The organism is Facivitalis istanbulensis (assembly GCF_040560405.1).
Classification (GTDB): domain Bacteria; phylum Pseudomonadota; class Alphaproteobacteria; order Sphingomonadales; family Sphingomonadaceae; genus Sphingomonas; species Sphingomonas istanbulensis.
In genome coordinates this window covers 39,238-61,827 of record NZ_JAVSCQ010000017.1, presented here as the reverse complement: position 1 = coordinate 61,827, position 22,590 = coordinate 39,238, and the positions used below count along the sequence as shown (strand labels likewise).

Below are 22,590 nucleotides of genomic sequence, written 5' to 3'. Positions count from 1 at the left end.
ATGGCGAAGCAGCACCACAAGATGCTGACCCGGCTCCACCGGGTCCGCACCCTGCAACTCAACCTGACCATGGCCGAGGAGGCGCGCGCCCAGGAACGGGTGGCCAGCGAACAGCAATTGTCGCACCGTATCGGCCAGTTGATCGAGGCGGTTTCCCCCGCCCCGACCGCTGCGCCCGCCTTCGCCGCGTCGTTGATGGCGAACGCGCATTTCCGCAGCAGGCTGCACGAATCCGCCGATGCCGCGACGCACCGCGTCCGCGTCGCCGAACAGCGCGCGACCCACGCCACCGAACAGACCCGGGCGGCCAAGCGCGACCAGACCGCCGTCGCAAAGCTGCTCGACCGCGCGAAGATCGCCGCGATCCGGGCCGAGATGCGCGCGCTCGAAGAACTGCCCGCGAGTGGCAAGGGCGACGCACGCAAACGGCACGATCTTTGCTGAGTTCATGTTCGTGATACGCTCGACCCCTATCGCCATCGCATCCGGCGCGCTCCCCATCCCCGAATCGCGGTCGATGGCTGGGACGGCGAGCGCGATGTCGTCCGCCTTCGCCCAGTTGTTCGCGCTCGCCCCCGGCACGACCCAGCCCATGGCCGGCGACGCGGGCAAGGCCGCATCCGACCCGACCGACACCGACAAGATGGCGGCAAAGGACGGCAGCACGGCGAAGGAGGACGGCAACGGCTTGCCGCCCGATGCCGCCGCCCTGGCCTTCCTGCCCCCGCCGATCCTGCCGGTCGTGTCGCCCGACGCGCCGACCCCGACCGGCACGGTCGCGGCGACCCGGTCGTCGCCCGCGCCCATCGCCACCCTGCTGGCGGCCATGCCGGGCTTGCCGGAGGTGACCCCGGGCGTTCCGAACGGGAAGATGCCCACCGTCAAGGCCACGACGTCGCAGGGGACGGCCCCGGGCGGCGAGGTATCGAGCAGCGCCACCGTGACCGGGGCGACGATCGCCACGACACAGACCGCCGCAACGGCCGATGGTGTCGGGACGGCGGCAACACGATCGTCACGCCTGGCCTCCGGGTCCGATCAACAGTCGATACCGGCTGGTCCGACGACAGTCGCGGACCAGGAGGCGAGCCGTGCCACGCTCCAGGGCGTCCCATCACACGACGGCATCGGCGATCCGCTCACCATGGCCGCATCCTCCGACGCCAAGGGCGGCGCGCCATCTTCATCGGCCCCGGCATCGCCCATGGTGACCGGACCTTTCCCGCAGCGCGACCGCGGACGTGTCGCCTTTGCGCAGGACCGTGGCACGGAGGCCCGGGCGACACCGATCGCCGAGTCATCGGTCGCTGGGTCATCAGTCGGCGCGCCATCATCGGATGGCCTTGCGCCGGTCCTGACCGCCCCGGTATCCCGGTCCGCGCCGGGCACCGTCGAACAGGTCGCGCGCGCCGCGCGCTTCACCATGTCGGCCGAAGCCGTGGTGGCCAAGCCGCAGACCGGCGACGCCAGCGCCCGCTTCGTCACCCCGGTCGCCAGCGATGCGGTCGCCGCGCCGATGATCCAGGTTGGACAGACCGCGCCCGCGATGCGGCTGTTCGCCAATGCCATCCACGCCGGGGCCGTCGACACGGAGACCGTGGACGAACATCGTCCGCGCGATCTCGCCGCCGATCCGTTCACCTCCATCGCGCTGGGACGCACCGATGCCGCCGGGCAGGCCGCGATCGCACCGACCGGCGGCGCGCAGCAGGCCCCGCTCGACATGACGCAGCAGCAATGGCCGCAGGACATGATCGACCGGATCCACCGGATGCGCGAAGACGCCGCCACCGCCGATTCGCGCATTCAGCTGTCCCCCGACGCGCTGGGCGGCATTGCCGTCCATATCCGCCGTGAGGGCGAGGCGACGCATATCCATTTCACCGCCGAACAGGCGCAGACCGCGACCATGCTGGCCGAGGCGCGCCCCGAACTGACCCGGCTGGCCGAGGACAAAGGCCTGAAACTGGGTCAGACGGCGGTCGATCTGGGCCAGGCGGGAACGGATGGCGGCCAGCCGCGCCAGGCTCCGCCACGCCAGCCCGAATCATCCCGACCGACCCGCCCGGCCTTTGCCGGCGCGGACTCCTCCAGCGACGCGGACATGGGTCCGACCGCCGCTTCCACCCGAATCGCCTGAGGATTGAGGCATGAGCGACGACAAGGACAAGAAGGACGCCGCGAAGGCGCCCGGAAAAATGGCCAAGCTGGGCAAGATCATCGCGATGGTGGTCGGTGTCCTGCTGCTGCTGGGCGGCGGCGTCGGTGCCGGGCTCTACGCGGCCAGTTCGGGCTTGCTGGGCAGCGGGCACGGCGGCGGCCATGAATCGGCGGCCGAGAACCATCCCGGTCCCAAGCTGGTCCCCAAATCCGAACAGAAGCGCCCCGGCGACGGTGCCGAGGATAGCGGCCATGGCGGTGGGGGCGAGGAGCATGCCGATAGCGGCGAGGCCAAGGATAATGCCGGCATGCCGACGCCGATCGGCGATGGCGGCGAGCGCTATGCCTCCAACTATTATGAGCTGCCAAAGGACTTCACGTCGAATCTTCGCGATTCGGTGCATGTCGTCCAGGTCGGCCTGGCGGTGTCGACGCCCTATGACGACACGGTGATCCGCAACCTGAAGACGAATGATCTGGCGGTTCGCTCCGCGATCCTGCTGACGCTGGGAGATACCACGGAAGAACAAGTATTTACCAGCGAAGGCAAGCGCCAGGTCCAGCGCAAGCTGGTCAATGCGATCAACGAGGTTCTGCGTCAGAAAGAGGGATTTGGCGGTATCGCTAACGTCTACTTTACCAATTTCGTTGTTCAGTGAGCCATGGTTAACGCCGCCCCCCAGATGGAACGACGCGAGGAGGAGCGCCCCCGGCCTGCCGATCACGGCTTGCTGGGCGCGACCAAGCTCAACCCGTTCGGTGACCTGCACACGATGCAGCATCTGTCGGCGCGGCTGGCGCGCTCGCTGCGCGGCCTGTTCGAGTCCCTGCTGCGCGAGGAACTGCGCTGCTGGGCCGAGCCGCTGGTCGTTCAGCGTTTCGCCGATTACCGGGCGGAGCGCGGCGACAGCCTGAGCGCCTGGCTGCCCATGGCGATGACCTCGCTGGGCGGGCCGCCGATCCAGGCCGATGCGCAGGCATTATGCGTGGTCGAGGGCGGCTTCATGCTGTCGCTGATCGACCTGTTCTTCGGCGGCAACGGCACCGCCCCCGACACGCCGCCCTCCGAATTCTCCCCCGCCGTCAGCGCGATGATCACGCAGCTGGGCGGGATGATGGCGACGCCGCTGCGCCAGGCCTGGGAATCGCTGGCGCGGCTGGACTTCATCGCGGGCGAACCCGAATCCTCGCCCGCCATGCTGGCCAAGATCGATGCCGAGGACGCGATGATCGTGACCCGGTTCGGCATTGCCGGCCAGAATCGCCGCCCCACCATGCTCGACATCCTCTATCCCGTCAGCGCCTTGAAGCCGCATGGCTCGGCGCTGACCGGCAAGGTCGTCGACAAGCAGGCCGAGGCTGACCCCACCTGGCGGGGCGACCTGACCCGTGCGGTGATGACGGTGCGCTTCCCGGTCCGCTCGGTCCTGGCCGAACCCGTCGTTTCGCTCCACCACCTGATCGAGCTGAAGATCGGCGACGTGATCCCGATCAGCTTCGGCCCCGAAGTGCCGGTGATGGTCGGCGGCGACCTGCTCGGCATGGGCACGGTGGGCACCGCCAATGGCCGCGCCGCCGTCCAGCTTACCTCGCTTGCCCGGTCCGCCGACGGACTGACGCAGAATTTCCACGAAGGACCACAACAATGAACGACATGGCCGGTGGATTTCCGGTCGATACCTCGGTCGCGGCCAATTTCCGGCTGCTCCAGGATGTCGACGTCAAGCTGACCGTCGAGATCGGCTCGACCCAGCTGTCGCTGCGCGAACTGCTCGCGCTGTCGGAATCGAGCGTGATCGAGCTGGACCGCCAGGCCAACGAACTGCTCGACGTGCTGGTCAACGGCACGCTGATCGGGCGGGGCGAGGTGGTGACGGTCGGCGATCGCTTCGGCGTCCGCATGACCGAGCTGGTCAACCCGGACAAGCGCGGCTGAACCCGCATGCTCTGGTCCTATATCCTCAAGCTGGTTGTCCTGCTGCCGCTGATCTGCGGCCTGATGATCGGATGCCTGTATCTCTGGCGGCGGCTGGAATCGCGGATGCCGGGCCGTCCCGCCACCCGGCTGATCCAGGTGCGCGAGACGATGATGATCTCGCCGGGCGTACGTCTGGCGGTGATCGAGTTTGAGGGGCGCAACCTGCTGGTGTCGGTCGCGCGCGGCGGCGTACAACTGGTGGACAAGGTGGACGCCGCCGGCGGCTCGCCCACGACCGTCACGCCCGCGCCGGTGCCACCCGCCGCCTTCACGCCCGCCGCGCGCCGCACCACCGACTTCGTGTCGCGCTTCGCGCCCAAGCCGCCCCGGACGCCGGGAGCCGATCAATGAGCATCTCGGTCACCCGTCGCGGCACCGGCCCCGCGCTGATCCGCGCGCGCCACGATGCCGCGCCCCGGCGCACGTTGAAGCCGCTGTGGATCGTGCTCGCGGTCCTGCTCGCCTGCCTCATCGCCCTGCCCGCCTTTGCCGCGACCCCGGTCGCCGCACCCGCAGCCGCCGCGCCCGCGCCGGGCGTGGGCGATGCGGTCGACCGCGCGATCGGCCAGCTGGGCGGTGGCGGCAATGGCAGCACGGGATCGCTGAGCCTGTCGCTCCAGGTCCTCATCATCATGGGCCTGTTGACGATCCTGCCGGGCATCATCCTGATGATGACCAGCTTCACCCGGATCGTCATCGTGCTGGCCATCCTGCGCCAGGCGCTGGGCCTGCAACAGACGCCGCCCAACCAGGTGCTGATCGGGCTGGCCATGTTCCTGTCGCTGTTCGTCATGGCTCCGACCATCAGCCAGATGAACGCCCAGGCGATCCAGCCCTATGCCGAAGGCCGCCTGCCCGGCACCGAGATGATCAAGGCCGCCGGCGCGCCGCTCCACGCCTTCATGGCCAAGCAGACGCGGGTGAAGGACGTGACGATGTTCGCCGAAATGGCGAAGTCCGGCCCCTATGCCAGCCCCAACGACATTCCCTATGCGGTGCTGCTCCCCGCCTTCGTCACCTCCGAGCTGAAGACCGCGTTCCAGATCGGCTTCCTGATCTTCCTGCCCTTCATCGTCATCGACCTGGTCGTCGCCACCGTCCTGATGGCGCTGGGCATGATGATGCTGTCGCCCTCGATCATCTCGCTGCCCTTCAAGCTGCTGCTCTTCGTGCTGATCGACGGATGGGCGCTGACCATGGGCAGCCTGGCCAACAGCTTCGCGACATAATCCTCCTTGGGGCCCCGACTTCGCCTCCCGACCCCGCCCCCCATCTCGCCCCCCATTTCGCCCAGCGCCTCCCCCGCACCGGACATCACGCCTCATGGACGCCCAATATTTCCTGACGCTGGCCAACCAGACCATGTGGGTGCTGGCGCTCGCCGCTGCGCCGATCCTGTTGCCGGTGCTGGTGTCGGGCCTGGTCATCGGCATGATCCAGGCCGCGACCTCGATCAACGAACAGACGCTGTCCTTCGTGCCCAAGCTGATCGTCGTCGCCGTGTCGATCCTGATCTTCGGCAGCCTCATCATGGGCCTGCTGAGCGACTTCGCGGTCAGCATGTTCGAACGCATCCCGGATCTCGTCAAATAGCATGCTCGGCTTCGGCCTCTCGATCGAGCCGCAGGTCTGGGCGATCCTGTTCATCATGATCCGGATCGGCGCCGCGTTCATCACCGCGCCGGTGTTCGGCGCGGTGTCGATCCCGCTGCCCGTGCGGATCAGCCTGGCGGGCGCGATCGCCTTCCTGGTGAACGCCGTCCATCCGGTCACGCCGCCGCCGGTCATCTTTGCGATGCCCACCATCATGGCGGTCGCGGCGGAGGCCTCGGTCGGACTCGCGCTGGGCCTGATCCTCCAGGTCGCCTTTACCGCGCCGCTGGTCGCCAGCGAGTTGATCGGCGGATCGATGGGAATCAACTTCGCCGCCACCATCGATCCGCTCAACGGCCGGTCGACCCAGGCGCTGGGCCAGTTCTTCACCATCATGCTGACCCTGTTGTTCCTGTCGGTCGACGGGCACCTCGTCCTCGTCGAGATGATCGTCAAAAGCTACGAGGCGCTGCCCCCCGGCCAGGCCTGGATGACCCCGGCGCAGTTTCGCGGCATCGCCCTGTTCGGCGGCTATGCGTTCCTGGCCGGGCTGTTGCTGGCGCTGCCGGTCGGCTTCCTGCTGCTCTGCCTCAACCTGGTGGTCGGCATGATGAGCCGCGCCGCGCCCTCGCTCAACCTCTTCTCGGTGGGCCTGCCCGCCGCGCTCGGCGTGGGCGTCATCGCCATCGCCATCGCCTTCCCCGCCATGGGCGACTATATGCTCGTCATCATCCGCGAGGCGCTGGCCGCCACCGAAAACCTGGTGATCGGCTGATGTCGGAGGGCGGCGAGAAGACAGAAGCCCCAACCCAGAAGCGCCGCCAAAAGGCGCGCGACGACGGGCAGGTCCTGCGCAGCCGCGATTTGGCGGCGGCGCTGGTGATGATGGCGGGTATCGCCTGGCTGATGTTCGCCGGCCCCATGCTGCTCGGCGCGTGCAAGGCGGTGATGACGGCCAGTTTCCAGTTCGGCCGCGCCGATGTCGAGGATTTCGAACCGTTCCGCCCGCTGATGGAGGCGGGATGGAAGCTGATGCCCTCGCTCGCCTCGCTGTTCGCGGTGACGATCGTCGCCACCATCGCGTCGCAGGCGGGGCTGGGCTCGCTGCACTTCAATCCCAAGGCGATCGCGCCCAAGCCCAACAAGCTCAACCCCGCCTCTGGCCTGAAGCGCATCTTCGGCATGCAGGGCTGGACCGAACTGGGCAAGTCGCTGCTCAAGGTCGTGCTGCTCGGCGCGATCGGCGCGTATATGCTGTGGAAATCGTCCCATGCCACCATGGGTCTGGCCCAGTCGGACCTGAACGGCGCGATCGGCGCGCTGGGCGGCACCTTCATCACCGTGCTGCTGGTGATGGGCATGGGGCTGGTGGTGATCGCCGGCGTCGACGTGCCGCTCCAGATCTTCCAGCTCTTCTCCAAGCTCAAGATGACCAAGCAGGAGGTCAAGGACGAGCATAAGGAAAGCGAAGGCAATCCGGAGGCCAAGGCGCATATCCGCGGTAAACAGCGCGAAATGTCGCGCCGGGCGGTACGCGCGGCGGTGCAGGACGCGCATGTCATCCTGACCAACCCGACCCATTTCGCGGTCGCGCTGCGCTATGATCGCGGACGCGACGAAGTGCCGGTGGTCGTGGCCAAGGGGCGCGGGGCGACGGCGCTGGCGATCCGCGAGATGGCGGCCGAATTCGCCACCCCCGTGCTCGAATATCCGCAGCTCGCGCGCGCCGTCTATTATACCAGCCAGGAGGGACAGGAGGTCCGCGCCGATCTGTATCAGGCGATCGCGGTGGTGCTGGCCTTCGTCTTCGGGATCAATGCGGGCGCGGGCGGCACGGCGCAGCCGCCGGTCGAGGTGCCGACGACCGCACGCTTCGACGAAAACGGCGTCGCCCAGCCATGACGGTCCGCCAGCGCCAAGTCGGTTCGTCGCATCGCCCTAAAGCTCCGCGGCGTCCGGCCGTTAGAGTCGGCAGGCGCGCACCGGAGAATCGTCGATGACCACCGTTTCCTCGACCACATCATCGACAACGTCATCAACCACGGCGACGTCGACCACGTCGAAGTCGACGAGTTCCACCAGCACCAGCGCGACCGCCAACGCCACCAAGACGGCGGCGCAGGCGCTGTTCACCTCGCTTCAAACGGGGTCGGGCGTCGATCTGTCCACGCTGGTGCCGTCGCTGATCGAGGCGCAGTTCGCGGCGAAGACCGCCGCGCTGAAGGCGAAGGCGGACACGCTGAGCGCGCAGATCTCCGACATTTCGTCGATCAGGAGTTCGATCACCGACTTCGCCTCCGCGCTCGCCTCGCTGGCGCAAGGGGGAACGCTCGCGACCCAGGCGACCAGCTCGGACCCCAGCAGCCTGAGCGTCACCACCGCGGCTGGCGCAAAGCTGGCGGGCATGTCCAAGTCGATCAGCATCAACGCGCTGGCCACCGCGCAGGTCTCCTCGACCAAATCCTCCTTTTCCTCCACCGCTTCGCTGGGCACCGGTAGCCTGTCGATCAAGGTCGGCTCCAACGACGCGGTCTCGATCACCATCGACAGCTCGGATTCGACGCCATCGGCGCTGGCCGCGAAGATCAATGCGGCCAATACCGGCGTCAAGGCGTCGGTGATCACCGATTCCGGCGGCAACGCCTATCTGTCGTTCACCGGCGCGACGGGCAAGGATAACAGCTTCACCATCACCGCCACGGAAGGCGATACGGCCGGGCTGTCGCGCCTGAACGTCGGCAACAACGCCAGCGGCACGACCACCAACTCAACCGCCGCCAATGCCAGCATCACGATGGACGGCGTGACGGTGGAGCGCGCATCGAACACGATCACCGATCTGATCCCCAACGTGTCGATGACCCTGTCGGCGGTGACCAGCAAGCCGATCGCACTGACCGGCACCTCTCCGAGCTCGGCGCTCAGCACGGTCGTGACCAATTTCGTGTCGACCTTCAACGACAATATGAACGCCCTGAACAAGGCGATCGACCCGATCAACGGCGATCTGCGCAGCGATCCCGCCGCGCGCGCGCTGGCCCAGAAGATGCGCACCCTGACCACGACGAAGCTGGTCCCCGGGGACAGTTCGACCGCCGGACCCAAGACTCTCGCCGATCTTGGCGTGAAGACCGAGAAGGACGGGACGCTGAGCGTCGACTCGGTGCGCCTGTCCAAGGCGCTGGCGCAATATCCCGACATCGTCGAAAAGATGTTCCAGGCCAGCGGCGACAATGTGATGGGCCTGTCGGCGCAGATGAACTCGGTGCAGATGTCCGCCACCAGCAGCGTCTATGGCCTGACTGCGTCTTACAATAATCTGTCCAAGCAACAATCGGACAATTCCGATGCGCAGAGCAAGCTGAGCGACACGCGCCAAACCGCCAGTGATGCGATGACGCAACGCTTCGCGGCGATGAACAGCCGGGTCAGCGCCTATAAGTCGGTACAAAGCTTCATGGACCAACAGGTCAAGATGTGGACGAAGAGCAATTGATATGAGCTATGCTTCCGCTCTTCTGACCGATCCCGCCGCCGTTTACCGCCAGATCGACGTGGTCGGCCGTACCGCCATGGCCGATGGCCCGGCGCTGGTGCAGTTGCTTTACGAGGAACTGATCGCGGCGCTGCGTTCGGCCGCCTGGGCGACCGAACACGGCCATCTGATCCGGAAGAGCGAGCGCGTGACGCGCGCGACCGCGATCCTCTTCGCGCTGGAGGCTGGGCTCGACTTCGAGAATGGCGGCGAGATGTCGATCACCTTCGCCAAACTCTATGCGGGCGCGCGCAAGCAGGTGGTCGACGCCTCGCTGGGCCAAGACCCGCAGATCTTCCGGTCGGTCGCCGCCAGCATCGCCGAGATCGCCGAAGCCTGGGAAATCGTGCGCAAGGCCAACGGCGCGCGCAGCTGATGGCCCTGTGACGGGGGCGCCGGTCAGCGCTGGAACCAGTGGCGCCGCGTGAAATAAAGGATGATCGCGACCGAGATCGCCGTACAGACGCCCAGGATCGCGTCGAACGCCCAGGGCTGGTCGGCATAGGGCAGGATCTTGACGTTCATTCCATATAGCCCGGTGATGAAGGTCAGCGGCAGGAACACCATCGCCACGATCGAGATGATGAGTGCGCGATTGTCGATCTGCTCCGCGCGCATGTCGCTCAACGTCTCGTGGATCAGCGCCGAGCGTTCGCGGATCGATTCCAGTTCCTCGGCCATGCGCGCCGCCCGGTCGGCGGCGGCGGACAGGTGCAGCCGGTCGTCATCGGCCAGCCAGTCGCCGGGTAGCGCCGCCAGCTTTTCCAGCGCGGCACGCTGCGGGCTGAGGAAGCGGCGATACCCGATGGCGGCGACGCGCACATGGCTGACCATCCGGCGCAACTGGAACACCCGGTGTTCGTCCAGCTGCTCCTCGCAACTGTCGAGTTCGTCGCCCAGCCCGGCGACATCGGGGTCCAGGTCATTGGTGATCGCGGTGGCGAACGCGGTGATGAGATCGCCGGGATCGCGCGTCTCGCCATGCTCGACGCCTTCGCGCACCATATCCACCGCCACCAGCGGGCGGCGCGTGACCGAATAGACGCGCCCTTTCAACGCCCAGATGCGCACCGAGGCGAGCATGTCCGAGCTTTCGAGCCGCTCGCTGCTGCGCCCGCGCAGATTGAGGAACGCGCCCTCCCCCACCGCCTCGCACCGCGGGCGCGTCTCGGTCGCGGTCAGCGCGTCGACGACGTAATCGGGCAGGTGCGCGGCATCGCGCAGCCAGTCCTGCGCCGCCGCATCATTGGTTTCCAGATGTACCCAGACCAGCCGCGCCCGAGTGTCGATCGCCGCGCGCACGCCAATCGCCTCGGCCCTGCCGTCATCGATGCGATAGGCGAAGCCGATCATGCAGAAGCCTTCATCGCAAGGTCGACCACCTGTCCCTCCGGCGGGGTCGCGAGCGCGGCATCGGTCGGGATACGCACCGCATCGGCGCGCGCCCGGTCGAGGATCGCATCCGGCACATCGACACGGTGATAGACGCGATCGGCGGCGGCCAGCGCGCGCGCCTGGCGCAGCGTCAGATCGTCCGGGTCGCGCGACGTCAGCACGAACGACTCGAACCGCGCCGCCGGTCGATCAACCCCGGCCAGCCAGCCCGCGACATCATGATCCGGTCCCAAGGGATCCAGCCGTCCACCCGGCGACAGCGCCGCGCCGATGGCGCGCCGCCGCTCCGCGCCATCGGGAAACCGCGCCCGCAGGGCCGGCCGCGCGGCATGGAGCCCTTGCGCCAGCGCGCCCAATGTCGCGGGCAACACGGCCTCAAGCCGCTGGCGCAGCGCCGCTGCCAGCCCGGCCGACACCCCGCCGGTGCCGATCGCCACGATGACCGGCCCGCGCTCGACAATGGCGGGCAGGGTGAAATCGCAGGCCGCCGGGCGATCGACCGCATTGACCAGGATCGCCCGTGCCTTCAGCCGCGCGATCGCAGCCTGTGCCTCGCCCTCATCCTCGATCGCAACGATCGCGAGCGACGCGGCCTGCGCTTCGTCCACGATCTGCGCGCCCGCGCGTTCGAGCAAGCGCCGCTTGGCCTCGGCGATATCGCCCTCGCCGAGCAGGATCACCGGGCGACCGGCCAGCCGGACGAAGAGCGGGAGGCTCGCGAGGCTCACCCGGCCTGCCCCCGGCCCCAGCCCTCATTAAAGCGAGTACTGCACCCGGATGACGTCGCCAGACCGGACGGATCACGCATCAGATCCGCCCATGGTTCACTTCTTCAGCCACTCCGGCACACGCTCGGCCGCGATGATCGTCTCGGCCGCGATGCGATCCGCGACGACGGCATAATGATCGCCCTCGACCATCACCTCGGGCACCAGCGGGCGGCTGTTATAGGTCGACGCCATGGTCGCACCATAGGCCCCCGCGGTGCGGAACACCGCGAGGTCGCCCGACTGCACCACATCGATCTCGCGGTTCATCGCGAAGGTGTCGCCCGTCTCGCACACCGGCCCGGCGATATTGGCCATCATCGTCGCGCCGGTCGGCTTCACCGCGACGAATTCGTGATAGGCGTCGTACAGGGCGGGCCGCGCAAGGTCGTTCATCGCGGCATCGACGATGACATAGGGGTTGGCGACGCCGGGCTTCACCCAGACGACTTGCGTGGCCAGCACGCCCGCATTGCCCGCGATGACCCGGCCCGGCTCGAACATCAGTTCGACATCCCAGTCCCGCGTCACGCGCGCCACCATCTCGCCATAAGCGGCGGGCGCGGGCATGACGTCGCCGGGCTTGTAGGGCACGCCCAGCCCACCGCCCAGGTCGACACGGGTGATGCGATGCCCCGCGCCGCGCAGCTCGGCGACCAGCTCGCCGATGCGCGCATAAGCCGCCTCGAGCGGGGCGAGATCGCCAAGCTGGCTGCCGATATGGCAGGCGACGCCCTTCAGGTCGATGCCGGGCAGGCCCGCCAGACGGTCGAACATGCCCAGCGCCTGGTCGATCGGCACGCCGAACTTGTTCTCCTTGCGCCCCGTCGAGATCTTGGCGTGGGTGCCCGCATCGACGTCCGGGTTCACCCGCAACGTGGCGGGGGCGACCAGCCCGCGCGCGTGCGCCAGCTCGGCCAGGACCGCGCCTTCTTCCTCCAGCTCCAGGTTGAACTGGCCGATCCCGGCCTCCAGCGCGGCGACCAGCTCGGCGCGGGTCTTGCCGACGCCCGAGAACACGATGTCCTCCGCCTTCATCCCCGCCGCCAGCGCGCGGCGCATCTCGCCGACCGAGACGACGTCGGCACCATAGCCTTCATCCGCCAGCACGCGCAGCACCGCCAGATTGGGGTTCGCCTTGATCGCATAGGCCAGATGGACGCGCGGCACCGCGTTCAGCCCCTCGCGAAACACCTGCGCGTGGCGGCGGAAGGTGGAGGCGGAATAGATATAGACCGGCGTGCCGACATCGGCGGCGATCCGGGCCACGGGGACGTCCTCCGCATGGAGTTCGCCGTTCTGGAAATGAAAATGGTCCATCAGCGGGGCGGCAGATCGAAATCGTCCGAACGGCGTTCCTCGGACTGGCGAAGCAGTTCGTCGGAGCGTTGCGGGCGTTGTTGCGGGGTGGCCGTCAGCAGTTGCTGCGGCGTCGGAGTCGCGATCGCGCCACGCGGCGCGACGGGCAGCGAATCGCCCTTGGCGGGTTGCAGGCGGTTGGCCGCACCGCATCCCGTCAGGCCGAGCGTCACCAGCAGGGCGAGCGCGGGCTTCATGCCGGCAGCCCCCGTGCGGCGGCGATCGCGGCGCGGACATTGGCCGGCGCGGTGCCGCCGAAGCTGACCCGGCTGGCCACCGAGGCATCGACCGACAGCACGTCATAGATGCCGTCATTGATCCGCGCATCGATCGCGGTCAGCTCGTCGATCGACAATTCGTGCAGCATCACGCCCTTCTCCTCGGCCAGCTTGACCGCGCGCCCGGTGATATGATGCGCCTCGCGGAAGGGGATGCCGCCGACGCGCACCAGCCAGTCGGCCAGATCGGTCGCGGTCGAAAAGCCCGCCTCCGCCACCTGCCGCATCCGGTCCGCGCGGAAGGTCGCGCTCTGGACCATGCCGGTCATCGCCGCGATCGACAGCGCGAGCAGGTCGTGCGCCTCGAACACCGGCGGCTTGTCGTCCTGCATGTCCTTGGAATAGGCAAGCGGCAGGCCCTTCATCGTGACCATCAGGCTGGTCATGCAGCCCATGATCCGCCCGGCATGACCGCGCACCAGCTCGGCGGCGTCGGGGTTGCGCTTCTGCGGCATGATCGAGCTGCCGGTCGACCATTGGTCGGACAGCGCGACGAAGCCGAAGGGCTGCGACGCCCAGAGCACGAACTCCTCCGCCAGCCGCGACAGGTGCAGCGAACAGTTGGTCGCCGCCTGCAGATAGTCGATCGCGAAGTCCCGGTCGCTGACCGCATCCAGCGAGTTGCGCGTCGGCGCGTCGAAACCCAGCGCCGCCGCGGTCATGTGGCGATCGACCGGGAAGCCCGTCCCCGCCAGCGCCGCCGACCCCAGCGGGCACTGGTTCATCCGCGCGCGCGCATCGGCGAAGCGGCTGGCGTCGCGCACGATCATCTCGTGATAGGCCATCAGGTGATGGCCCAGCGTCACCGGCTGCGCCGACTGGAGATGGGTGAAGCCGGGCATCACGCTGTCGGCATGATCCTCGGCACGGGTCAGCAGCGCTTCCCGCAAAGCCCCCAGCGCCGCCAGCGTCTCATCGATCGCATCGCGCACCCACAGGCGAAAATCGGTCGCGACCTGGTCGTTGCGCGACCGCGCGGTGTGCAGCCGCCCCGCGACCGGGCCGATCAAGGCGGCCAGCTTCGCCTCGGTCTGCATATGGATGTCTTCGAGGGTCAGGTCCTCGGCCACGCCATGGGCGGCATAATCCTGTGCGACCTGGTCGAGCCCGGCGGAAATCGTCGCGGCGTCCCCGGGCGAGACGATCCCCTGCTGGCCCAGCATCGCGACATGCGCTTTCGACCCGGCGATATCCTGTTTCCACAGTCGCTTGTCGAAGGGGATGGAGGCGTTTATCTCGCGCATCACCGCGGCGGGACCTTCTGCGAAGCGCCCGCCCCACATTGCGTTGGAGCCGCCCATGTCGTCGCGTACCGTGATCGCCTGTCTCCTGGGGCTTGTGGTTGCCGGGTGCGATAAGCAAAGCCCCGCGCCGGAGCAAGCCGCCAACACCAGTGCAGGCCAAGTTTCGAGCGGTGAGGTGACCGCTGGCGAAGTTCGGGACGCCCCCGCGCCCGACGCCCCCAACCCCGCCGGAAAGGTCGACCGCAGCCATAAGGGCGAGGCGGCACCGACGCTGCGCTTCACCACGCTGGACGGCAAGCCCGCGAGCCTGGCCGATTTCCGGGGCAAGCCGGTGCTGGTCAATTTATGGGCGACCTGGTGCGGCCCCTGCATCGCCGAGATGCCGACGCTCGCCGCGCAGGCCGCACGGTCCAAGGGCAGAATCGCGGTGATCGCCGTGGCGCAGGACGACGCGGCGAAGGTGAAGCCATTCCTGGCGGGCAAGAGGCTCGACGCGCTGCCCATCTATCTCGACCCCAGGCTGTCGTTGAGCGTCCATTACCAGGCCAATCTGCCGACCACGATCCTGTACGGGGCGGATGGCAGGGAAATCTGGCGCATGACCGGCGGGTTCGACTGGGCCGGCGCGCCGGCGGACCAGTTGCTGGCCGAAGCGAAGTGATCGCCGCCGGCGCCTGAGCTTCGCGCCGAACGGGGCACCGGAATCGGGAGCGGCACCACGCCGCCCCCTGGAACCCCGATCAGAATTCGGCGGTCAGGCCGATGAACACGGTACGGCCCAACGCATCGTACATGCCCGGATAGGTGTTGCCATTGCCGAACGAGGCGAGCAGCCCCTGCGCGATGATCGGCGGATCCTTGTCGAGCAGGTTGTTCACGCCCGCGCGGAAGGTGATGCCGTCCTGCACCTTGGCGGTGCCGGCCAGGTCGAAATAGCTATAGGCCTTGATCCGGCTGTTGAAGCTGGACGGCGTTCCCGCCAGATTCGGGTCGGACGCATTGTTGGTCAGGTTCGTCCCCCCGATATAGCGCCAGTTGAACGAGATCGTCGCGACCTTGGCCGCATCGGTCCAGGTGAAGCGCGATTGGTGCCGCCACTCGGGCGTCGGCTGGCCACAGGTCGGACCGAAATAGCCGACACAGTCATAGGAGCCCAGCCCCGGCACCGGCTCGTTCACCAGCTTGCGATTCCAGGTGCCCTGGAAATCGACCGCCAGCGACCCCACCGCGCCCAGTGGCTGGAGATAGCCGAGGTTGAAGTCGACGCCCGATGTCCGCAACGACCCGGTATTCTGCGTCGTCGAGACGACATAGCCCTGGTCGCCAAAGATGATGCCGCCGCGCGGATCGCGCTTGAACAGGTTGCAGAAGAACGGATTGCCCGTCTGGATGCACTGGCTGATCGTCTGGCTGACCGCGATCGATCCGATATAGTCGCGCACCTTGATGTCGTAATAGTCGATCGACAGCGACAGCCGCTTCAGGAACGACGGTGTCAGGACGACGCCGGCGGTGAAGGTATCGGCCGTTTCGGGCTTCAGCGCCGGGTTGCCGCCAAATTGCGCGGTGCAGGTTTCCGCCGGACAGGCGGTGATGCGGCCATATTGCGCCTGGGTCACGCCGGTGCGCGCGCACTGGGCAAAGGTCGCGGACGGCGTCGCCGTCGCGCAAGGGTCCTGCGCGCTGATATTGCCGTTATATTGCGGACCGAACAGCTCCGACACATTGGCGGCGCGGATCGCCCGGTTATAGCTGCCGCGCAAGCGGATGTCGCGGCTCGGCGCCCAGGACAGTTCCGCCTTGTAGGTCGACACGATCTTGGACAGGTTGCTGTAGTCCGATCCGCGATAACCCGCGTTGAGCGACAGGTCCTTGAAGAAGGGCCGGTTCTGGATGATCGGCACTTCGATCTCGGCGAACACTTCGTTCACGTCGAACCGGCCCTGCGTTTCCTTCGTCCCCTTTTGCAACGCCAGGGCGTCCGCCTTGAACTCCAGGCTCTCATAGCGATGCTCGATGCCCAGGACGACGCCGATGCCGTCCTCCGACCAGGGCGACTTGACGCCATAGGTGCCAAGATCCGCGCTGATATTGCCGCTCAGCACCGTTTCCCGGTCCACCCCGCGGGTCGAGGTCGGCGCGTAGATATAGCTGAACGCCGCGTCCGAAATGCCATTGTAGCGGAAGATGTCGAGCGGCGCGCACTGCGGATCGCTGCCGTCGACCACCGACTTGCAGGTCGGGGTGCCGTTGACGTTGACGACCTGGATGCCGCGATTGGCGCGCGACGGGTCGATGTCGTTCTCATAGGTCTCGTTGTAGAGCACGGTCGAGAACAGCGCGTTCGCATCATAGCGGATGCCCTCCGCGATCTGGCCCCGGATGCCGCCCGAGAAACGATAATCGGTGTGGCGCAGGTCGTCCCGCCGCGGCCGGGCATTCCCCGCCACCGGGCGATACCCGATATAGGCCTGCTGCGTCGCGCTGGTGCCATAGGCGGAACCGCACAGGATGTTGCCCTGCTGCGCGCTCAGGAACGGATTGTCGCAGTTGATCGAATAGGTATAGCCTTGGAACAGGGCCGATGGCGCCACCTGCGAATTGGTGTGGTCGTCCATGAACATGACGCTGCCATAGGCTTCGACCGACGACGAAATCTCGTACCGGGCAAAGGCCCCCGCCGTGTAGCGGGTGTCGTTGCGCTGGAAATAATTCAGCGGCGCGTAATTGTACCGGAAGCTCGAATCATAGGGCACCCAGCTCCGGTTGCCATCGCGCGTGTTGTTGAACGCGCCGGAATCCGCGCTCGGCCCGGTGATGGGATCGAACAGGCCATATTGGTTGTTGCTCGAGCCGCCGCAGGTCAGCGTCGAATTGCCGGTTCCCGCCGGATCGAAGGCGCAGGACGACACGTCGCGATGGCCCTGCAGGACCGGCTGGGTATCGCGATAGCCGAAATAGGCGGTCACATTGCCGCGCCCGTCGGGCAGGTTGGTGCCAAAGGCGACGTTCACGTCCAGCTTCTGGCCGTCCAGCACATTGCGATTGGCCAGCCGGTAATTGGCCTGGCGCTGTACGTTCCGCGCGAACGCATTGTCGTTCTGGTGCTGGGAAAAGCCATATTGGATGTCGGTGCGCACGCCCTGCAGATCGTCGCGCAGGACGAAGTTCACGACGCCCGAAATCGCGTCCGAGCCATAGACGGCCGACGCGCCGCCAGTCACGACATCGACCCGCTTGACCAGTGCGGCGGGAATGAAGTTCAGGTCGTTGGCCTGCACCGGCAACATGCGCTGGCCGTTGATGAGGACCAGGTTGCGGTTGCTGCCCAGGTTGCGCAGATTGACGCGCGCCGTGCCGTCCGATCCGTTGGAGCCGTTCTCGTTCGAATCGGGCGTCACCTGCGGCAGACGGTTCAGGACGTTTTCGACCTGGACCGCGCCCTGATAGCGGATCTCGGCCGAATCGACGACGGTCATCGGGCTGTTGCTGGTGAAATTGGGGCGCTGGAGCCGGGTGCCGGTGACCACGATCGCCTCGCCTTCGCGGGGCGTATTCTGATCGTCTCCTGAAATACGGGCCGCGTCCGGCCCTGCGACCGATTGGGCGTTCGCCTGCGACACCGAAAGCAGCGCGATCGCAATCGCGCCCGCCGAACAGGCCATCGCTTTGTAATTTCTGTTCACCAGCCTTCCCCCTCTTGAATTAATTGGGAGAAACGTGACCCAAAACATATTGGGTGTCAAATATATTATACGGTATTTTTAATAAGGACATTTGGTGGCGCCAGGGCAACCGATCATCGCACGTTGCGTTGCAACATCGTCCCCGTCCCGCCAGCCACACGGGGCCATGTCGATGCTGGAAATCGATGCAGGGAGATGTCGAGCCGATGATGCAGGCCAATCGCCGCGAGCTGGTCGCCGCCTTTGCCGTTCTGGGACTGTCGCCGCTGACCGCGACCCGGCTGACCGCCCGCACGACGGGCGGGACATCGGGCGGGCCGGCGGGATCGCCCGACACCGCCAGTCCCTTTTCCTGGGCGCTGGTCCAGTCCCGGGCCGAGGCGCTCGCACGCCAGCCCTATCGCCCCCAGCCCATCGTCGAGGCCGCCGCCGCGATCGATTATGACGCGGTCGGGACGATCCGCTATCGCGACGACCAAACGCTGGCCGGGGGGATCCGCCTGTTCCCGCTGGGCCGCTACGCCCCGCATCCGGTCGGCATCCATATCGTCGAGGGCGGCCAGGCGCGGACCGTGCCCTTCGCGCGGTCGCTCTTCACGGCCGTGGCGGGCCATGCTCCCCCGCTGGGCATTGCCGGCTTTCGTGCGATGACAGCGGACGGCCGAAGCGACTGGCTGGCCTTTCAGGGCGCGTCCTATTTCCGCACGGCGGGCGCGCAGGACCAATATGGCCTGTCGGCGCGCGGCATTGCGATCGACACCGGTATCGACGGGCGCGAGGAATTCCCCGCCTTCACCGATTTCTGGATCGAACGGACGGGAACGGATGGCTATCGCGTCTATGCGCTGCTCGACGGACCGAGCGTCACCGGCGCGTATCGCATCGATTCGACCCGGGGCACGGCGGGGGTCGAGCAACGCGTCTCCGCGATCCTGTTCTTCCGCCGCGATGTCGAACGACTGGGCATCGCGCCCGCGACCAGCATGTTCTGGTATGGCGAGGGCAATCGTGCGGCAGGCAGCGACTGGCGACCCGAGATTCACGATTCGGACGGGCTCGCCCTGCTCACCGGCACGGGCGAGCGGCTGTGGCGGCCGCTGGTCAACCCACCGCGCGCCACGCTCGACAGCTTCGCCGACACCAATCCGCGCGGCTTCGGCCTGCTCCAGCGCGACCGCGACTTCGATCATTATCAGGATGACGGCGCCTTTTACGACCGTCGCGCGAACCTGTGGGTCCAGCCACAGGGCGACTGGGGCCGTGGGCAGGTGATGCTCTACGCCTTCCCCACCGCGTCGGAAACCGTCGACAACATCGTCGCCTTCTGGAACCCCGCCGACGCGCCCAGAGCGGGGCAGAAACGCCAGTTCGACTATCGCCTGAGCTGGGGTTCGACCGATCCGACCGTGGTCCCCGCGATCGCCCATGCGGTCGATTGCTGGACCGGCACCGCCGGACGGCCTGGAGCCGAGGCAACACGCGGCGCACGCAAGTTGGTCGTCGATTTCGTCGGGCCGGTGCTGGCCGGGCTCGACCGGCAGAGCGGCGTCACCGCCGAGATCGGCGTGACGCGCGGCAGGCTGCTGACCCAGGCGGCCTATCCGGTCGTCGGCCAGCGGAATCGCTGGCGCGTCACCGCCGACATCGCGCCGGAGGGCCAGGGTCCGGCCGATGCCCGCCTGTTCCTGCGGCGCGGGGCCGGGGCGCTGACCGAAACGGTGCTGGTTCCCCTGTTCCTGCCATGACCAACCAGCCCGCCCTGCCCGCCATGATGCCGCCGCCCGCGCCGCTCGACATGCCGGTCCAGCGGTTCGACGGCCCGCCGCCGCCGCAGACCGCGCCAGAGCCGCGCCCCGGCATCAATCTGTCTCCCGACGACATCCTGACGCGCCGTCTGCTGCTGGTCCTGCTGACCGGATTGCTGGCCACCGCCGCCGCCGCCTCGGTCAAGGAAGCGTTGCTCAGCGACGGGTTCAGCCTGCTCGACGGGCTGTTGCTGCTGCTCTTCTTCCCCCTCTTCGCCTGGATCGCGTTCGGCTTCGTGACCGCGGCAATCGGCTTCATCCTGCTGATCTCGCGCGCGCATCCCGGCATCATCGCCGCGCCGCGCGGGTCCGTGCCGCCGAGCGCGCGGACCGCCGTGCTCGTGCCGGTGCATAACGAGGACGTGGATGCGGTGTTCGACCGGATCGCCCGCATGGCGACGATGCTCGACCGGGCGGGCGCGGCCGATCGGTTCGCGATCTTCGTCCTGTCGGATTCGGGCGAGGCCGCCGAGGCCGAGGAGCGCGCCGCCTGGGCTCGGCTCGCGCCACATCTGGCCGTGCCCCTCCATTATCGTCGCCGGACCCGGAATATCGGCCGCAAGCCCGGCAACGTCGCCGATTGGGTGCGCAATCACGGCGCGGCCTATGACTTCATGCTGATGCTCGATGCCGACAGCCTGATGGGCGGCGACACGATGGTCGGCATGGCGCAGATCATGGAGCAGCGCCCCTCGATCGCGCTCCTGCAAACCGTGCCGATGATCATCGGCGCGACGACCTTCTTCCAGCGGTGGATGCAGTTCGCCAGCCGCTTCTACGGGCCGATCTCCACCGCCGGGCTGGTCTGGTGGTCGGGATCGGAATCGACCTTCTGGGGGCATAACGCGCTGATCCGCATCCGCGCCTTTGCCGAGAGCTGCGGCCTGCCCGACCTGCCCGGACGACCACCGTTCGGCGGCACGATCATGAGCCACGACATGGTCGAGGCGGCGTTGCTGCGCCGTCGCGGCTGGCGACTCCACATGCTGATGGTCGAGGACAGTTTTGAGGAGTTCCCGCCCACCCTGATCGACCAGGCGGTGCGCGACCGGCGCTGGGCGCAGGGCAATACCCAGCATCTCAAGCTGCTGGGATCGAGCGGCTTTCACTGGATCAGCCGGTTGCAGCTATTCCTCGGCGCGCTGTCCTATCTGATGTCGCCCGCCTGGCTGATCCTGATCGCCACCGCGATCATGCAGGGGCTGTCGGACGGTCCGGCGACGGTGCGCGCCGTGACATCGGTCCGGGTGCTGGTCGTGACGCTGATCCTGTTGTTCGGGCCAAAGGTCCTGAGCATCATCTGGGCGATGGCCGACCGGGATCGGCGGGCCAGCTATGGCGGCGTTCGGGGCATATTATCCTCGGTCGCGCTCGACGTGCCGCTGTCGATCCTGACCGCGCCCGTGATCGCGCTGACCCAGTCGATCGACATCGTCAACATCCTGCGCGGCAAGCCGTCGGGCTGGAACCCCCAGAGCCGGGTGCGCGACGGGCTGGCGGCGGCGGACACGATGCCGCGCTATTACTGGCATCTGGGTGTCGGCGTGATCCTGCTCGGCGTGTCGGTCCTCGATCCGATGCTGGGGGCGTGGCTGTCGCCGGTGACGCTGGGGCTGCTGCTCGCGCCGTGGCTGGCGATGGAGACGGCCAAGGTTCGGCCCGGCGAGCGACTGGCCCGGAAGGGCGTGTTCACCGTGCCGGGATCGGCGGTGGCGGAACCCGCCCGCCCCCTGGCCATCGCATAGAGCCGGGCAGCACGGGAACGGGGCGGCACGGCTCAGTCATCCTCATCCTCGAACCCCACCAGCGCCAAGGCCCGCGCCTTCATCTGCCGCGTCTCGCACCAATGGACCAGCGCCTCCTCGCGCCCATGCGTCACCCACACCTCGCGCGGGGCGATCTCGGTCAGGGTGCGGGTCAGTTCGTCCCAATCGGCATGGTCGGACAGGATCAGCGGCAGTTCGACATTCTTCTGCCGCGCGCGCTGGCGCACCCGCATCCAGCCGCTGGCCATCGCGGTGATCGGATCGGGCAGCCGCCGCGACCAGCGATCGTTGAGCGCCCCCGGCGGGCACAATATGACATGCCCCGCCATCTCGGCCTTGGGGGTGTCCGCGACCATCCGCAGCTCGCCCAGATCGACGCCCAGGTCCTGATAGAGCGCGCATAGCCGCGCCAGCGCGCCGTGGAGGTAGATGGGGGCCTCATGCCCCCGGGCGCGCAGTTCGGCGATCACCCGCTGCGCCTTGCCCAGCGCATAGGCGCCGACCAGCACGCACCGCGTCGGATTGGCGTGGAGCCGCGCGATCAGCTTGTCGATCTCGTCCCCCGTCTCGGGATGGCGAAAGACGGGCAGCGCGAAGGTCGCCTCGGTGACGAAGACGTCGCACTTCACCGGTTCGAAGGGCGTACAGGTCGGGTCGGCGCGCCGCTTGTAATCGCCCGACACCACCACCCGTTCCCCCCGGTAATCGAGCACGACCTGCGCCGATCCCAGCACATGCCCGGCGGGGACGAAGCTGACCTCCACCGCGCCCAGCCGGATCGTCTCGCCATAGCCGACGCCCACGCCGTTTTGCGGACCATAGCGCGCCGCCATGATCGCCAGCGTTTCGGGCGTCGCCCAGACGGTGCCGTGGCCGCCACGCGCATGGTCGGCATGGCCATGCGTTACCAGCGCCTTGGGTTCGCGTTCGGACGGATCGACCCAGGCATCGGCGGGGGCCACGTAAATCCCGTGTTTATGGGGCTGTATCCAGTCGCCGAGCTTGGCCATGCTTCCTATATCCT

22 protein-coding genes are annotated in these 22,590 nt (G+C 67.5%); 15 read left to right on the top strand and 7 right to left on the bottom strand.

The genetic code is table 11. The annotated features are described in order from the left end of the window. The 12 genes from RN629_RS11465 to RN629_RS11410 all read left to right on the top strand — a co-directional run bounded on the left by RN629_RS11465 (position 1) and on the right by RN629_RS11410 (position 9,642). Positions 1 to 444 carry a hypothetical protein gene (locus RN629_RS11465; RefSeq protein ID WP_407035328.1) on the top strand — a complete coding sequence of 148 codons (444 nt, stop codon included), beginning with the start codon at positions 1 to 3 and terminating at the stop codon, positions 442 to 444. A 94-nt stretch (positions 445 to 538) separates the two neighbouring features. Next, entirely contained in the window at positions 539 to 2,140 is a 1,602-nt protein-coding gene (locus RN629_RS11460; RefSeq protein ID WP_407035327.1) for a flagellar hook-length control protein FliK, read from the top strand. A 10-nt stretch (positions 2,141 to 2,150) separates the two neighbouring features. Then, on the top strand, positions 2,151 to 2,819 hold the full coding sequence (locus tag RN629_RS11455; RefSeq protein WP_407035326.1) for a flagellar basal body-associated FliL family protein: 669 nt from the start codon (positions 2,151 to 2,153) through the stop codon (positions 2,817 to 2,819). 3 nt (positions 2,820 to 2,822) lie between these two features. Then, positions 2,823 to 3,809: a flagellar motor switch protein FliM gene (locus RN629_RS11450; protein ID WP_407035325.1), complete on the top strand. Its 987-nt coding sequence runs from the start codon at positions 2,823 to 2,825 to the stop codon at positions 3,807 to 3,809. Continuing rightward, positions 3,806 to 4,096, top strand: a complete 291-nt coding sequence (fliN, locus tag RN629_RS11445; RefSeq protein ID WP_007406148.1) for a flagellar motor switch protein FliN — start codon at positions 3,806 to 3,808, stop codon at positions 4,094 to 4,096. The genes RN629_RS11450 and fliN overlap by 4 nt, the downstream gene beginning before the upstream one ends. A 6-nt stretch (positions 4,097 to 4,102) precedes the next feature. Then, complete coding sequence (locus tag RN629_RS11440) at positions 4,103 to 4,489, top strand: FliO/MopB family protein (RefSeq protein ID WP_407035324.1); 387 nt, start codon at positions 4,103 to 4,105, stop codon at positions 4,487 to 4,489. Beyond that, positions 4,486 to 5,367, top strand: coding sequence for a flagellar type III secretion system pore protein FliP (fliP, locus tag RN629_RS11435; protein WP_407035323.1), 882 nt, complete (start codon positions 4,486 to 4,488; stop codon positions 5,365 to 5,367). Before RN629_RS11440 ends, fliP begins: the two co-directional genes overlap by 4 nt. Before the next feature lie 94 nt (positions 5,368 to 5,461). Continuing rightward, complete coding sequence (gene fliQ, locus RN629_RS11430) at positions 5,462 to 5,731, top strand: flagellar biosynthesis protein FliQ (RefSeq protein ID WP_407035322.1); 270 nt, start codon at positions 5,462 to 5,464, stop codon at positions 5,729 to 5,731. Between the two features lies 1 nt (position 5,732). Beyond that, on the top strand, positions 5,733 to 6,506 hold the full coding sequence (gene fliR, locus RN629_RS11425; protein ID WP_407035321.1) for a flagellar biosynthetic protein FliR: 774 nt from the start codon (positions 5,733 to 5,735) through the stop codon (positions 6,504 to 6,506). Next, entirely contained in the window at positions 6,506 to 7,633 is a 1,128-nt protein-coding gene (flhB, locus tag RN629_RS11420; protein WP_407035320.1) for a flagellar biosynthesis protein FlhB, read from the top strand. The genes fliR and flhB overlap by 1 nt, the downstream gene beginning before the upstream one ends. A gap of 94 nt (positions 7,634 to 7,727) precedes the next feature. Next, positions 7,728 to 9,227 carry a flagellar filament capping protein FliD gene (gene fliD, locus RN629_RS11415; protein ID WP_407035319.1) on the top strand — a complete coding sequence of 500 codons (1,500 nt, stop codon included), beginning with the start codon at positions 7,728 to 7,730 and terminating at the stop codon, positions 9,225 to 9,227. Between the two features lies 1 nt (position 9,228). Then, a complete protein-coding gene (locus tag RN629_RS11410; protein ID WP_407035318.1) occupies positions 9,229 to 9,642 on the top strand; it encodes a flagellar export chaperone FliS in 414 nt (137 codons plus the stop codon). A gap of 23 nt (positions 9,643 to 9,665) precedes the next feature. Here RN629_RS11410 and RN629_RS11405 read toward each other — a convergent pair whose 3' ends face one another. The 5 genes from RN629_RS11405 to argH all read right to left on the bottom strand — a co-directional run bounded on the left by RN629_RS11405 (position 9,666) and on the right by argH (position 14,348). Continuing rightward, complete coding sequence (locus RN629_RS11405; RefSeq protein ID WP_407035317.1) at positions 9,666 to 10,619, bottom strand: zinc transporter ZntB; 954 nt, start codon at positions 10,617 to 10,619, stop codon at positions 9,666 to 9,668. Continuing rightward, positions 10,616 to 11,389 carry a precorrin-2 dehydrogenase/sirohydrochlorin ferrochelatase family protein gene (locus RN629_RS11400; protein ID WP_407035316.1) on the bottom strand — a complete coding sequence of 258 codons (774 nt, stop codon included), beginning with the start codon at positions 11,387 to 11,389 and terminating at the stop codon, positions 10,616 to 10,618. Before RN629_RS11400 ends, RN629_RS11405 begins: the two co-directional genes overlap by 4 nt. Positions 11,390 to 11,485: 96 nt before the next feature. Then, the gene (lysA, locus tag RN629_RS11395) at positions 11,486 to 12,748 is read right to left on the bottom strand and encodes a diaminopimelate decarboxylase (protein ID WP_407035315.1); all 1,263 of its coding nucleotides are present in this window, start codon (positions 12,746 to 12,748) and stop codon (positions 11,486 to 11,488) included. Beyond that, complete coding sequence (locus RN629_RS11390) at positions 12,748 to 12,984, bottom strand: hypothetical protein (RefSeq protein ID WP_407035314.1); 237 nt, start codon at positions 12,982 to 12,984, stop codon at positions 12,748 to 12,750. The genes lysA and RN629_RS11390 overlap by 1 nt, the downstream gene beginning before the upstream one ends. After that, on the bottom strand, positions 12,981 to 14,348 hold the full coding sequence (gene argH / locus RN629_RS11385; RefSeq protein ID WP_407035340.1) for an argininosuccinate lyase: 1,368 nt from the start codon (positions 14,346 to 14,348) through the stop codon (positions 12,981 to 12,983). The genes RN629_RS11390 and argH overlap by 4 nt, the downstream gene beginning before the upstream one ends. A 136-nt stretch (positions 14,349 to 14,484) precedes the next feature. On the opposite strand from argH, the gene RN629_RS11380 reads away from it, so the two are divergent. Next, positions 14,485 to 14,970, top strand: a complete 486-nt coding sequence (locus RN629_RS11380; protein ID WP_407035313.1) for a TlpA family protein disulfide reductase — start codon at positions 14,485 to 14,487, stop codon at positions 14,968 to 14,970. Positions 14,971 to 15,049: 79 nt separating this feature from the next. On the opposite strand, the gene RN629_RS11375 is transcribed toward RN629_RS11380, so the two are convergent. Further along, positions 15,050 to 17,995, bottom strand: coding sequence for a TonB-dependent receptor domain-containing protein (locus RN629_RS11375; RefSeq protein ID WP_407035312.1), 2,946 nt, complete (start codon positions 17,993 to 17,995; stop codon positions 15,050 to 15,052). Between the two features lie 185 nt (positions 17,996 to 18,180). Here RN629_RS11375 and RN629_RS11370 point away from each other — a divergent pair, with 185 nt between their 5' ends. Next, positions 18,181 to 19,740 carry a glucan biosynthesis protein gene (locus RN629_RS11370; RefSeq protein WP_407035311.1) on the top strand — a complete coding sequence of 520 codons (1,560 nt, stop codon included), beginning with the start codon at positions 18,181 to 18,183 and terminating at the stop codon, positions 19,738 to 19,740. Next, entirely contained in the window at positions 19,737 to 21,545 is a 1,809-nt protein-coding gene (gene mdoH / locus RN629_RS11365) for a glucans biosynthesis glucosyltransferase MdoH (RefSeq protein ID WP_407035310.1), read from the top strand. The genes RN629_RS11370 and mdoH overlap by 4 nt, the downstream gene beginning before the upstream one ends. A gap of 32 nt (positions 21,546 to 21,577) precedes the next feature. Here mdoH and RN629_RS11360 read toward each other — a convergent pair whose 3' ends face one another. Next, complete coding sequence (locus RN629_RS11360) at positions 21,578 to 22,576, bottom strand: ligase-associated DNA damage response exonuclease (protein WP_407035309.1); 999 nt, start codon at positions 22,574 to 22,576, stop codon at positions 21,578 to 21,580. Positions 22,577 to 22,590 lie beyond the last annotated feature (14 nt).

Coding starts and splice junctions, on each gene's coding strand:
- RN629_RS11465 (WP_407035328.1), top strand. CDS start 1: ATGGCGAAGCAGCACCACAAGATGCTGACCCGGCTCCACCGGGTCCGC.
- RN629_RS11460 (WP_407035327.1), top strand. CDS start 539: ATGTCGTCCGCCTTCGCCCAGTTGTTCGCGCTCGCCCCCGGCACGACC.
- RN629_RS11455 (WP_407035326.1), top strand. CDS start 2,151: ATGAGCGACGACAAGGACAAGAAGGACGCCGCGAAGGCGCCCGGAAAA.
- RN629_RS11450 (WP_407035325.1), top strand. CDS start 2,823: ATGGTTAACGCCGCCCCCCAGATGGAACGACGCGAGGAGGAGCGCCCC.
- fliN (WP_007406148.1), top strand. CDS start 3,806: ATGAACGACATGGCCGGTGGATTTCCGGTCGATACCTCGGTCGCGGCC.
- RN629_RS11440 (WP_407035324.1), top strand. CDS start 4,103: ATGCTCTGGTCCTATATCCTCAAGCTGGTTGTCCTGCTGCCGCTGATC.
- fliP (WP_407035323.1), top strand. CDS start 4,486: ATGAGCATCTCGGTCACCCGTCGCGGCACCGGCCCCGCGCTGATCCGC.
- fliQ (WP_407035322.1), top strand. CDS start 5,462: ATGGACGCCCAATATTTCCTGACGCTGGCCAACCAGACCATGTGGGTG.
- fliR (WP_407035321.1), top strand. CDS start 5,733: ATGCTCGGCTTCGGCCTCTCGATCGAGCCGCAGGTCTGGGCGATCCTG.
- flhB (WP_407035320.1), top strand. CDS start 6,506: ATGTCGGAGGGCGGCGAGAAGACAGAAGCCCCAACCCAGAAGCGCCGC.
- fliD (WP_407035319.1), top strand. CDS start 7,728: ATGACCACCGTTTCCTCGACCACATCATCGACAACGTCATCAACCACG.
- RN629_RS11410 (WP_407035318.1), top strand. CDS start 9,229: ATGAGCTATGCTTCCGCTCTTCTGACCGATCCCGCCGCCGTTTACCGC.
- RN629_RS11405 (WP_407035317.1), bottom strand. CDS start 10,619: ATGATCGGCTTCGCCTATCGCATCGATGACGGCAGGGCCGAGGCGATT.
- lysA (WP_407035315.1), bottom strand. CDS start 12,748: ATGGACCATTTTCATTTCCAGAACGGCGAACTCCATGCGGAGGACGTC.
- RN629_RS11390 (WP_407035314.1), bottom strand. CDS start 12,984: ATGAAGCCCGCGCTCGCCCTGCTGGTGACGCTCGGCCTGACGGGATGC.
- argH (WP_407035340.1), bottom strand. CDS start 14,348: ATGTGGGGCGGGCGCTTCGCAGAAGGTCCCGCCGCGGTGATGCGCGAG.
- RN629_RS11370 (WP_407035311.1), top strand. CDS start 18,181: ATGCAGGGAGATGTCGAGCCGATGATGCAGGCCAATCGCCGCGAGCTG.
- mdoH (WP_407035310.1), top strand. CDS start 19,737: ATGACCAACCAGCCCGCCCTGCCCGCCATGATGCCGCCGCCCGCGCCG.
- RN629_RS11360 (WP_407035309.1), bottom strand. CDS start 22,576: ATGGCCAAGCTCGGCGACTGGATACAGCCCCATAAACACGGGATTTAC.